The 12,885-nt window shown below is 37.3% G+C and carries 12 protein-coding genes; all 12 read right to left on the bottom strand.

Going from position 1 to position 12,885, the window contains the following annotated elements; genetic code table 11:
• Positions 1 to 310 precede the first annotated feature (310 nt).
• Complete coding sequence (locus LX92_RS17060) at positions 311 to 760, bottom strand: JAB domain-containing protein (protein WP_109653260.1); 450 nt, start codon at positions 758 to 760, stop codon at positions 311 to 313.
• Positions 761 to 838: 78 nt separating this feature from the next.
• The gene (locus LX92_RS17055; protein WP_109653258.1) at positions 839 to 1,180 is read right to left on the bottom strand and encodes a single-stranded DNA-binding protein; all 342 of its coding nucleotides are present in this window, start codon (positions 1,178 to 1,180) and stop codon (positions 839 to 841) included.
• 567 nt (positions 1,181 to 1,747) lie between these two features.
• On the bottom strand, positions 1,748 to 2,881 hold the full coding sequence (locus LX92_RS17050) for a type II secretion system F family protein (protein ID WP_109653256.1): 1,134 nt from the start codon (positions 2,879 to 2,881) through the stop codon (positions 1,748 to 1,750).
• A 2-nt stretch (positions 2,882 to 2,883) separates the two neighbouring features.
• Entirely contained in the window at positions 2,884 to 3,354 is a 471-nt protein-coding gene (locus tag LX92_RS17045; protein ID WP_109653254.1) for a PulJ/GspJ family protein, read from the bottom strand.
• Complete coding sequence (locus tag LX92_RS17040; protein WP_109653252.1) at positions 3,344 to 3,679, bottom strand: hypothetical protein; 336 nt, start codon at positions 3,677 to 3,679, stop codon at positions 3,344 to 3,346. Before LX92_RS17040 ends, LX92_RS17045 begins: the two co-directional genes overlap by 11 nt.
• The gene (locus LX92_RS17035) at positions 3,667 to 4,938 is read right to left on the bottom strand and encodes a hypothetical protein (RefSeq protein ID WP_109653250.1); all 1,272 of its coding nucleotides are present in this window, start codon (positions 4,936 to 4,938) and stop codon (positions 3,667 to 3,669) included. Before LX92_RS17035 ends, LX92_RS17040 begins: the two co-directional genes overlap by 13 nt.
• Complete coding sequence (locus LX92_RS17030; RefSeq protein WP_109653248.1) at positions 4,935 to 5,402, bottom strand: hypothetical protein; 468 nt, start codon at positions 5,400 to 5,402, stop codon at positions 4,935 to 4,937. The genes LX92_RS17035 and LX92_RS17030 overlap by 4 nt, the downstream gene beginning before the upstream one ends.
• 11 nt (positions 5,403 to 5,413) lie before the next feature.
• On the bottom strand, positions 5,414 to 5,806 hold the full coding sequence (locus tag LX92_RS17025) for a hypothetical protein (protein WP_109653246.1): 393 nt from the start codon (positions 5,804 to 5,806) through the stop codon (positions 5,414 to 5,416).
• Complete coding sequence (locus tag LX92_RS17020; protein WP_146197857.1) at positions 5,803 to 6,522, bottom strand: hypothetical protein; 720 nt, start codon at positions 6,520 to 6,522, stop codon at positions 5,803 to 5,805. The genes LX92_RS17025 and LX92_RS17020 overlap by 4 nt, the downstream gene beginning before the upstream one ends.
• Positions 6,523 to 6,596: 74 nt before the next feature.
• Positions 6,597 to 10,034: a T9SS type B sorting domain-containing protein gene (locus LX92_RS17015; RefSeq protein ID WP_146197856.1), complete on the bottom strand. Its 3,438-nt coding sequence runs from the start codon at positions 10,032 to 10,034 to the stop codon at positions 6,597 to 6,599.
• A 986-nt stretch (positions 10,035 to 11,020) separates the two neighbouring features.
• On the bottom strand, positions 11,021 to 11,440 hold the full coding sequence (locus LX92_RS17010; RefSeq protein WP_109653240.1) for a hypothetical protein: 420 nt from the start codon (positions 11,438 to 11,440) through the stop codon (positions 11,021 to 11,023).
• A gap of 1 nt (position 11,441) precedes the next feature.
• Positions 11,442 to 12,885, bottom strand: a 1,444-nt coding sequence (locus LX92_RS17005) for an RHS repeat domain-containing protein (protein ID WP_317047074.1), incomplete at its 5' end; no start/stop codon positions are given.

The following is a 12,885-nucleotide window of genomic DNA, read 5'->3' as shown; positions in this document are numbered from 1 at the left end:
ATACCATTTTAACCAATTGATGTTTAATGATTTACACAGAAAACAAATACCGAAACCTCGCGCCAGCGGGTTACCCTCTTGCTATTCCTTTTCGTTCGCCAAAAGCGAACAAAAACGAAATACCATTACATTGAAAAAATGTACTGGCTTTTTGAATGTCTGAAAAGTGAAATCATTTTTTTAAGACTAGGAAAAGACGCCTTTAGAAGTATCTATAACAAATACGAAAATTCTTTACGAATTATTGAATACCCATAAAAAAAGACCCTTGAAAATCAAAGGTCCAAATTGTTTTAAAAAAGGTTTGTAATCACAATATACCATCATCGGTAAAGCTAAAATAGCTTCCATTTGGTGCTAGGATGATATGGTCCAAAAGTTTAATGTCAAAATAGTCCGCTGCCTTTTTGATTTTCTTGGTAAGTGATATGTCTTGTTCACTCGGTTTCATTTTTCCGCTCGGGTGATTGTGGGATAAAATAATGCCGACGGATAAGGATTTCAGTACTACGGCGAACAGAATTCTAAGATCCACCAAAGTTCCCGTTAGTCCGCCTTGGGAGATTTGATAGATTCCTTTCACCTTGTTGCTATTATTAAGCAAGAGTACCTTAAAACACTCTTGGAGCTCGATCGTATTTTTGTCCCAATCATCAAAGATCAAACTTGCCGCAGCTTTTGAAGAATTAATGGTATGGGATTTCTTGGTTCCGATATTATCTTGATAACTAACTTTTATTTCTCTAACTTGTGTTCTCATTGTAAACGTCTTTTAATAGGATTTTTAATAATGAAAAAGAGGGCGCTACTTCTCACGGGAACGCCCTCTTTAATTTTGTTACTCACTTTTGGTTCCAATCAACAGAATTTCTTCCGCCACTACCTCGGTTACATATCTTTGATTGCCATCTTCGGTTTCATAGCTTCGAGTTTTTAGTTTTCCCCTGATTCCGATTTCCTTGCCTTTTGCAACAAACTTTTCTATGATCTCAGCGGTCTTGCCCCATGCGACAACAGTATGCCAGTTTGTTTCCGTCTGATTTTCTCCCTTGGCATTTTTATAATGTTCATTTGTGGCTAAAGAAAGGCGTGCTACCTTTTTACCACTTTCAAGGATTGTAATTGTTGGCTCTTGTCCAACATTCCCAATTAACTGTACATGATTTTTTAGAGTACTCATACTAAAAGATTTAAAGATTAATATTTATTTGAAAATTGATTTACTTATTATATCCAGAGCGTTTTCCTTCTGTTGTTTTTTTAACTTTTGTTCCACTTCCTTTTTGATGATTTTGTAAGATTTCATAAGATTCATTTTAGATTTACTTCCCATAGAGCCTTCGCTGTTACCTTCTTTTGTTGCTTAGGGCATTTCAATATTCAACCTGGGTAAAGCGTATAAAAAGCACAGCGGCTTTATGCCGCTGTCCAAGATTGAATGTTGTTATTTTGCCGTCAAAAAAAGGTGATAGTGGAGGTTCGGGAGTCAGTCTAAACCCTTTGTGAAATATGCAATCATAGGAAGTGGGACAAAATGAAATACAATTTTTATTTGAAGCGGACTTGATTCACACTTTTTACTTGGGAATGAAGTGTCCCTTCCCAGAGTATCGGGAAGGGCTAACGGAATGAAAAGTCAAAAATGGGGATTGTGTCCAAGAACTTTGAAGTGAAGCTCTTTGCCCGAAATGGAGCTTTTTACGAAATGAAGGGGAATGTGCTAAGCGAACTATCTAATGAAAATTATCTACCCCAACACACTACTCAACTTAAACATCGGCAAATACATTGAAACCAATATCACCCCAACAAAAACACCAACAATTACAATGATCAACGGTTCCATCAATGTAGATAATAACTTGGATTTTTGTTGTACCTCAATTGCATATTGTTGATTGAGCCGTTCGAATATATATTCTGTTTGGTTGGTTTCCTCGGCCACTTTAACCAAAGAGACCATTTTGTTATCAAATATTTTATTGCTTCCCATACTGGCACTAAGACTTTTCCCCTTCAATATATCGTCCTCAACCTTTGATAGAGCCAAATTCAAAGGGTAAAAATCAATCATTTTATTGACTAATTGGATACTATTGAGCATTGGAACCTTTGATGATGTCAATAACGCCACAGCTTGGGTAAATTGTGCCAAATACACCGAACTTATAAAATTCCCTAAATATGGTGTCTTTAAAAGCAACTTGTCTTTGCCCTTTTTAAACCATGCCTTATCAGAAAATGTTTTTCTTACCAAGACAACCGCAACCAAAACCAAAAGTACAAGCCATCCATAATCTCTAATGAAATTCGACGCATTGACGACCATTTTGGTAATAACCGGAAGCTCTACATTGTTCTGTCTAAAAATATCTTCAAACATGGGTACTACCATGCGGAGCATAAAAACCACCACCAGTATTGCGGTCACCAGTATAATTATGGGATACGTAAGGGCATTTACCAGTCCCCGGCGTTGTTCGTTCTTTCTAGCAAAGAACTTCCCTAGTTCCTCCACGATTCTTACCAAGGTTCCCGTTTCTTCCCCTATTTTAATGGAATAATACTCATATTCCGTAAATTCTTTCTTGTCCTTAAGTATTTCAAAAAAACTTTTTCCGGAAATCAGGGCATCGACCATTTCACCAAAAAAAGATTTCATCTTTTCCTTTTTCTGGTTCTCTTGAATCAATGACAAGGAATCCTTTAAGTTAATTCCCGCCATTAACAATACACCCAATTCGGAATAGAAATCCTCTTTTTTCTTGTTATTGAAGGTTTTTCCAAAAATAGTAACCTCTTTTTGAAGGGTGGTGGCCAGCCAGTCCTTATTGGCATCCTTTTTAGGATCTGTAACGGAATGTTCAATTTTAAAACCCATGGTTACTGATTCATATAAGTTGTAGCGGAATTAGTTTTGTTTACAAATAAAGGCTGGCTACCAAATTCCTTGGTGGTTTCAAAATAAATTGCATCGATTTCCCCAAAAGATCTTTCTTTATTCTCGAATAAAAACTTTTGTACTTCCCAATTTATATTAAATGTATCCTTTTCCTTAATAATTAGATTCCCACTGACCGTATAGTTCATTGCCCCCAATTCATTGACAAAAGACAATTCGCCACTTTTCGCACTATAAAAAACCCTATCATACCTATTGAAATCGATCCAAAGGGACTGCCTCAATAGATTTAGGTCTGTCTTTTTTTCATAATTCCTTTCAATACCGTTCATTTGCTTCTGAACTAAATTAAGTACTGAATAAGCCATGCCCACTACAATAGTGGTTATCAAAAGAACCACGATCATTTCACTTAAGGTAAATGCCTTTATTTTCCTTACCCTATTCCTCATCTACGCTTATTTTAGTAATCGATTCTTGGGTTATTGGATTCATGGCCTGGAAAACCACTACATTGACACTTTCTTTTTTTTCCTTGGTAATAGAATACTGCCAATCCCCAGTATCTTGATAATAAGGCAGTTTAATCCCATGGTGACCATATTCATATTGCAAACGGTGTAATTGTTCTTTTATACGCTGGTTATTGCCAGTTATACTATTCGAAAATAAGTTGTTCAAAAGCATACTCGAAATCATAAAAATAATAACGATCAATACCGTTGCCACCAACGTTTCCATCAAGGTAGATGCTTTTATTCGCCTTAATACAACCATTTCATTACTTTTTTATGGGCTTCATTTTCATAGAGTATACCAGAATACTCCGTAGGCAATATGGTACTATTTATGGTTCCATTGTATAGATGGTTTTGATATATACTCCCATTTTCCATGGCTATGAACCCATCTGTGGTAACATTACCATTAACGGTACCTTTGAGTTCCAAGTTTTTGGAGCAATAAATTTCTCCATTTACCACCGACCCGTTCGAAATCCTGATTTGAGGTGAATTCGACCCTTCTTCCGAAGTATCTAAATACAAAAGCATGCCATTTACGACTACATTGGTATCTAAAAAAATCTTTGGCGTTTTCGTTGTATTTACCGTTTTATTCCCCTTTGCATCTTCCTTTACCACCAAGGTTGTTGGATATGCCAATGCACAATTCTTACCTACATGGATACTCTTTTTGGCAATGGCCTGAAAATAACCTTGAACCCTATCCTTAATAATGATTTCTGGAGCTACCAATACCACGTCCGCCAAATAAGTGCTGGATTCAACGATAATCTTACGACTGGCATAAATTACTATGTTTCCAACCAAAGTATTGTTTTCCAATTGTACAACATCATCCATAATGAATAGCGTCTCTTCTTTAAATGAGTTTCTAATTTCTGCCTCGGGTTTTAAAGTGACGACTTGTTTGTTCAATTGAAAATCTTCATTCAATAATCTATCTATCTGTTGTAATAATCCTTGATCCAATTTTGGTAAAGTACTACTACTTGTTTGTTCCCTCCCGTACACAAGCTGGTCTTGATTATATGAGTTGCCTGCAATATTCCCCATACGGATTCCTTGGGCAGGAAGCAGCACATCTCCCATAATTCTGGTAGTTCCTGCCAGTACCAGGGGCCTTTGTTTATCCCGTAAATTAAGGGCATTCATTCCTTTTGGATAATTTTGGCCAATAAAGGCCGTTTTGGAATACTCTATTTTATCAAAACTTGCCGTAGAAGTCCGTTTTTCCAAAATACCCCAAAACTCTTTTTCTATAATTACATGGATATTGGGATTATCCAACGCACTAAAGTCAATGGATTCTCCTCTACGCATAGGTTTACTTAGAGAATAGCCCATTGCAAAATCGGCTTGTTGGACAATGTCTATCGTCAATGCCGTTATTTTACCAAAAAAATTGTGGATGTAGGTAATCAAAACAAAGGCCATGAGTAAAACCGCGATTATCGCACCTATGAACAATACGAATTGTAGCGCCCCTGCCTTTATTTTCAGATTCCATTTCATTCCGTTAAGTAGATGGTTTTGGTTCTGCCTTTATATCTTATCCTAACCTTATCGGTATTGCCTGAAATAAGTTTAACATCTTGAATTATATCGTTCTTTGACATCATTTGTTGTTGGCCGTCTATTGTTAAGAAGAAAATGTTTTTTTTTGAGGTGCTTTCCGTAATAAAACCTGTATAAATAATATTCTTGTCGGGAATGGGGTTCTTTTTTATAATTCCCTTTCGAGATTTACTTTTTTTAAGACTTTTAGGCATGGTTCCCAAAAAAGGATCTCGGTAGTTGGCCACGATACTAAAGGTATCCCTTGCCTTAATTTTTGCAGGAACAAAACTGTCATTAGTAGCCATCACATTAGTTTTCTCAGCAGGTGGGTTTACTGCGGAAATAATCTTGAAGGCAATAATGCCCCAAATACCAAGCACCAAGGCCAATAGTAGATATGTTTTGTGGTTTTTCTTCACAGGTACATCTGTTAATCGGTATTGGAAACACTGAATGTGTGTGTGCTGAATTCTGTTTGATAGCCACTATTATAAGCTTGCACACGCCACTGGTAATCATTGTTCGAGAGAACTTTTGATATTCTAGTTCCTTGAAAGGTACTGTCTATGACCATTACACTGTCTAAAAGAATCTGGGAGGCATTTTCAAAGCTGGGAGTTGCTACTTGTATTAAATAGGCGTCGGCCTCATCTATGCCGTTCCAATTGAAACTCACCAAACTGTCCGTGACAATAACACCTTCTGCCGGGGCCAATAAAACAACCGGTTCGTCAGAAATGTCCACAACCTCCAATATATCCTCGCAAGAACCCATGGAAACAACAAGTAGTGTACAAAACATGATTTTTAAAATATTCCTCATAATTTTAAGTACGGTTTAATGTCATTTAGTTTACTCGGTTTTTTTTCCGTCCCCTTAGGGCAACCTGAATTATCCCCATTAATGGTCTTGATCACCAAGTTTCCATAACGATTTTTTCCCCAACAAAAACCAGAAAGTCCATAATCAAAAATCTCCAAATCTGACCATTTTACTATCGTTCGTTGGTTGCTTTCAAGAATCTCAAGAATCAGAAGTCCGTTGTTGTCCTCGACCAAAAAAACATGCTCTGCCTTTTTTAATCGGTCGGTTAAATTTTCGTTTGCCAAAAGGGATATTTCGGTTACTATAGTATATTCTCCGTCATTTGCTAAATACGATCGCACATTCGAATTATTTTCATTGTTCAATTGGGTCAGTAGGTTTATTTTATCCGATATATTCAGCTTAAGATACTCCGGTTTTGATGCAATCGAATCAGTAAAGACCAAATTAGATTCCTCACCCCTCCCCTTCTTATACTGTACATATGTCTTGAATTCGGATTTAGTAAAAGGAATTTCCAAAACGGATATAGTAATCCCTTCCTCTATTTTTGGGGATCCGATTTGCTCAAATTTTTTGTTCAATATTGACTTATGTTCCTTTCCAATAGCTCCTAACGAAGGGGTATTGTTTTGTGTACCGCCCAATTCCTTTATAGGGCCACATGAAATTATCAGTAATGCCCAAAGCATTAAATAATGTTTAGATCGCATATGTAAGATTCTTACAGGATTAACGAAAAAATGCCTTTTGTGTTGTATCAACCATCTTCTTAGGGGATTGTTCCTTATCTTTTTAACGAAAAATGCCCCGAAAACACCTTGCCCCCATCATATATGAATCGGAACCAATAGTCTGAAGAAGGTAACTGTGTTCCATTGTGAGTGCCGTCCCAACCTTGACCTAAGGGGTTGATTTGTTTCAATAATTTCCCATAGCGGTCATAAATAAACAATTGGGATCCCGGATGGTTAGCTGCACCTATGATGTTCCAATAATCATTTGTATCATCACCATTGGGGGTAAAGAATTTTTGATAGCCCATGGCAATAATTTCCTTACTTAAGGTCCTACATAATAACTTATCCCTCACGTAAACCGTATATTCCCCAGGAAAGACTTCAAAACGATTACTTTCCTGAAAATTCTCCCCGTCAACTGAATATTCGAACTCCCCTACTCCGATAGCATCTATCTGAATGGTTGTACTATCCGAGAAACCGGTTATTTCCGTGGTGAAATCATCAGGAGCCCCAGAGGATAAAACTTCAAATAAAACGGTCTGTTCGCAACTGGCCCCGTTTAGTGTTCTAGTGACCGTTAAACTGAAATCACCTATTGAGGGTATGTTTATGATCCTTTCATTGCCAATTTCAATATTGTTATCATCCCGCCAGGTCCAACTATCAAAATCACCTCCATCAATAATCAATTCCGGACTATCGGGACATATCACATAAGTTTCCTCTAGGCCTGGTTGTGGTAAAGGATTCACGATGAGCACAAAACTAGTGGTATCATAGCAAGTTTCTATGGCGTTGTTCTGGATTCTTGCATAGAGGGTTTCCTGAGTGGCGGAATTGGTATAGGACTGTTTTGTCAATGAATTCTCATTAGTTATCGCATCGGTTTGGTTCCCAAAATAACTTACAGTGTACAAAGTTGGATCCTGTCCGTTCAAAACTTCGCTGTCTTTTATAGATAGATCAAAAACCTGAATTCCGGTTTCATTCACATCACAGACAATAATATCCGTTGGCCTATTCGCAGATGGTGTATCATAAACCTGTAGTTCAAATGAACCAAAATTAAAACAACTAGGGTTATTGGTGTTTTCCAATCTAAAATACACGGTCTGTGGATTGGAAATATTTTGATATGTTCCCGCTATTCTATTTTGGTCCAATTCCGCATCCTGTTGCGTTTCATAAAACAAAACCGAATTACCGATGGTGCTGGCCAAGATTTCATTACTTTTTTGAGATAGATCAAATGTGTACTGACCATCATTATCATCATCACAAACCAACCCATCCGAAACAGTGGGGACAATAGGTGAATCAAAAATGTTCAATTGAAACGAAGTCGTGTCGTAACAAGAGGTATCCGAGGTATTGGATACCCTCACAAAAATCGTCTTCTGATACGAAGTGCTGATATAATTGGTCGGTGACAACGCATTCAAATTGGCATCGGCATCTATTTGGGTTTCATGGTAGCTTATATTTATACTCGAAGCATTTTGCGCCCCTATGATTTCCGCTTCCACTTGGGTCAGGTCAAATACCGCCTGCCCGTCATTATTATCATCACAATACTCCAAATCGGCAGGTTGATTTGCAATCACCTGCCCAATGACCTCCAATTTAAAATTACCTACTTGGTAACATTCTGGATAGGTAGTATTCTCAATGCGGAAATAAATGATCTCGGTCGCTGTAGCATTGGTATAATTGATGGGCAGCGGATTAAGGTTTGTATCTGCATCCGTCTGTGAAGCATGATAACTAACATTTACATTGGTCATGGCCGGGGCAATCAGCTCATCCCAAGCACTTAAGTCAAAAGTGTAGAGGCCATCACCATCATCATCACAAACCGTACTATCAGGTACGGCCAATAAATCAGGTGTTCGTTTAATCAATATATCAAAGCTTGAGGTTTCAAAACATTGACCGTTCTGTTTATTTGATACCCTTGCATAAACCGTTGTACTTCCTATATCAAAATCAAAGCTGGTGCTAAGGGCATTGGTGTTATTGTCAGCATCTTGCTGTGTCCCAAAATAATCAATTGAAAAATTGTTTGGATCTTGACCCCCTAAAATCTCTGTATCTTTTGTACTAAGATCAAAAGAATAACCATCTTCATAATGACAAATTTCCTCATCTACTGCAACATTAGCGATAGGGGTTTCATAAATAGTGAGGTCAATGGTTTCATTTAAAGGTACCCCGGAAAAATCGGCAGTTACTGTCAATGTGTAAGTTCCAGGAGTAGCATAACTATGTGTGGGAGCTTCTAAGGACGAAGTATTACCGTCCCCAAAATCCCAAAGGATCGTTGTCGCCGCTTCTTGAATGTCCAAGGAAAACTCAGTGGTATCACCGAAACATTCACCTTGGTACAATACATCACTTGTTAGGGTATGAATATTTGAGATAAACGTGGGTAACCCTAAAAATCCCAGTCTACCACCTAAATATACATCATCATATTGATACCCACAGGCCACACCCAATTCATTTGGGTTATGGATAACGTCTAAATACTCTCGCTCTACTTTAACCCCGTATATTTTTTCATCGGGGCCCAATTGCAGTGAACCAAATGCTTCTACGCTGGATTGTAAGATTACTTTGGAGTTTTCAATATCGGTTTCCGAACCTGCGCCAAGGTTGAACTGGCATACCCCGCTGTAATAAGAAACGTATAACAAATTGCCATCTGGCGAGAACTCCACCCCATAACTACTGATATTGGGCAATAAGGTGATAGGGTTGCTGACTTTCCCAGTTGTTTCGTCAAAGTCGAAAACCTGAACTTCCCATCCGTTTGCAGTTGCCAATCGTTTCCCGTCCAAAGATATCTTTATTTGGCTAGTTGGCCTATCTTTTGGGCCATTACCAATCCCGGAAGAGCTTATAACGGGTACGTGATCAACGCCACTTCCGGAAACCCTGAAAGCTAAAAAATCATTACTGTTGTATCTTTGGGAAACCACCCAATAATCGTCAGTTCCTGTAATTTTGTAGGCCACTATTTTTTCAGGAATTTTGCTCTCCAGTTGAATGTTTTTTGAGGTAACATCCCCGAGACCGCCATCCAAGGACATATCAACTATGGAATATCGTAAGCCATCATCTCCAAAAGAGTCATCTACCGTAAAAATATAGTATTCACTCAACGTATCTGGTTTAGGTACCACGATTGCAGAGTGCGTGGATGAACTATCCCCTAAAAGCCCTGTACCGTTGGGCATAAGCATATGGTTTTTATTATAAACACTTATACCATCTGTGTAGAACAACAACCCGCCATAATTATCGCACATAGAGGCACAGCCTTCCCGTGTAAACAATTGCCCATCCAATAAAGTTACAGGAACACCACTATTAAAGTCTAACCCAGCCCTATATCCGAAATACCAAATATTAGCCCTGTTCTGAGCTAAGGAAACATAAAAACAGCTGATCAAGAGCAAAAAAGCAAGGGATTTTTTCAAAAAGGTAGTTGATTATGGTTGTTTTTATTCTTTCACTAATTTAGGAAATATGAAAGAAAAGTACTATAAAATTGGGATAATTTAGACGAATTACAGCTTTTGTATTCTAACGGTTACCAAAGGACATTCCAGGCGGTATTTCTATGAAACCCAATGGTTCAGTGGTACTTTATACTGCACCATGTAGTCACAGACTTCGCAGAGTCCGATATACCCCAAGACAATTGAAGTTTGTAGGAATATCATATGAAATCCCCCATTGAACATATCGCTATATACCATCCCCTGCTACCCTCGCTCCCGCCAGTTTGTAACTGGTGGCCTAACCGTAAAGAAAACCAAACGTTTCCTAACCTAAAAAACCGATATCATCGATTTTCAAAACGGTGTTGTCTTCAGCAGTTGCTAACTTCGCAGAGCGGGGCTGTAAACTTTACAAAATGTGGTTTGTTTTGGTCTCGTATTTTAAAGCCGTCGGTATTGAACATACTATGAAAATAAACAAAAATGATGAGTGAAGTATAAATCATACGCTACGAAGTTAAAAACTTCGCAGAGCGGGGTTCAAGGATTTTTTTGATAAAAATATGGCTTCCTTTTAATGCATAAAAAAACCACAATATTTCTATTGTGGTTCTTCTCTTTATTTCATACTCAAAACGCTACGAAGATGCAAACTTCGCAGAGCGGGGAGTAACATTTATCTGCCTATGGTAGAGACTTCACAGAGCGTGGTTATCTAAACATCGTTTAATTTAAAATTAAAAACAACTTCTACAAAAAAACCACAACATTACTGCTGTGGTTTCTTCTTTAATTTATTTCTTACTCTTATCGCTTACTCAATACGCTACGAAGTTAAAAACTTCGCAGAGCAGGTTCGCTTATTTCTAAAAAGAAGTTAAAGGATAATCTATCTAATCTTATCGCTTCCTAAAAAGCATAAAAAAACCGCCACTTGGGCGGTTTTGTACGATTCAATACTCTTATTTTGGCAGCTTATAATCTTTAAACTTTTTTGTATCATCACTAATACGTATCAAATGGCATTTACTATTATATCCTTCATTTGATGAATATACGAGTAACTTATTTCCTTTGATTTTATACATATCATTTCCCTCTGACTCTGTAAACTTGTACAATGGTTCTACTTTCCCTTCTTCTTGTAATTTAAAATAATCTGCTTCCAATATCAAAATATCATTTTCTCTTTTCCATTTTCCTGTTATTTTCTCATCAACATATGTTCTAATATATTGAAAAGTCCCATCATTATTGAGTATTAAAATAAGAGCTGGACTATGATATAACTCGCAAGTAGTTTTGTAGACACCAGGCTTAATACTTCCACAACTAAACAACGTAAAACACGTTATTAATAAAACAACTATTTTTAATTTCATTCTATTTTTTCTTTTTATAATATGTTTTATTATTAACTCTAAATGCGTGCCTAAAGGATGTAGCAACTTGCTTTAGCCTTTTTTGTTGTTCTGCTGCTGTTGGGTATTGTAACGCTTGTCTAATCCATTTTATACTATTAAAATTAGACGAACCATTAGGTAAAATATCATAACTATCTCCTAAATCTTTAGTAGAAGTAATATTCGTTCCTCCAAACAAAGCTCCTCTCTGATAACCAGCTAATTCATCCTGCTTATCAATGCCAAAAATAAAATCTGGTCTTTTAGGTCCAAAACTTATTTCTCCTATTTCAAACTGATAAGCGTGTTTTAATTCGTGTGCGAATAAATCAAGTCCTGTACCACTAGATACCGTAATTTCAACGTTACCATTACCAAAATTAAAACTTGTTGAATTTGTAGTTGAAGAGTTTCCAATTAAGTCTCTTTCAGTTCCTCCACTATCTTCTACTACATCATAGATTTGGTCAGATGCAGCTAAAGTCGCTACTTCTCCTCGAACATTTTCAAGGTCGGCATTATTACCTTGAAGTCTACCTATTTGTCTATTAAGCCTTCTTGTCTTTCCTTTAGATAAACCTCCTTCTGCTAATTGAGCCTGCTTATCCGCAATCTTTTCATTATTGCGTTCTTGTCTACTATTGACATCTGCAATCAATTTATTAACCCATTCCCAAGCAGCATCAGTAAACTCATTACCATCAATGTCATAGTTTAAAACTGGATTATTTCCTGCATAATGATAAGGTGAAGAAGTTTTATATTGTTCTGCAAGATTATCAATATTCATCCAACGTCCTAAAGCAGCATCATAATTTCTTGCTCCATAATCCATCCAATTCAATCCAAGTTCTTCTTGCTTCTCTTTTCCGTTGTAAGTATATGGATGTTCAGTACCATTTATGACATTATTGTACCCTTTATGTTCAAGTCCAAAAGGATAGTAATTGTTCTCCTCCCTAATTTCATTAGTGGCAATACTGCCATTATTGTTGTCATCACTATAGGAGAGACGAATATTGCCCAAGTGGTCCTTGTACTGGTATACATAGTCCCATGAGCTGCCATTAGGTTCTACATAGCCTTCCGTATGGTTAAAGAACTGTAGAACACCACCTTCATAGATGTAGTTGCCTGCATATTCCGTGGTGGTTCCCGTACTCACTGTCTTTTTTAGCTTTACGCCGGTGGCATCATAAATATAGGAAATATTCCCAGAATTTAGGGTTACCTGCGTAGGTAAATTCAGATGGTTGTAGGTAATACCTGTTATGCCCTTGTTGGCATCGGTCTTCATGTTGCCGTTGGTGTCATAAGTATATTCGGTGGTGGTATTGGCACCGTCCTTAAAACCCTCATCCTTTAGATTGCTGGTCGTATTATCATCCACCTTCAATAGCTTATTGCCAGAATCATATGTATAT

The sequence above is a fragment of the Maribacter polysiphoniae genome (genome assembly GCF_003148665.1).
Lineage (GTDB): Bacteria > Bacteroidota > Bacteroidia > Flavobacteriales > Flavobacteriaceae > Maribacter_A > Maribacter_A polysiphoniae.
This window is presented reverse-complemented; position numbering and strand designations above follow the sequence as displayed.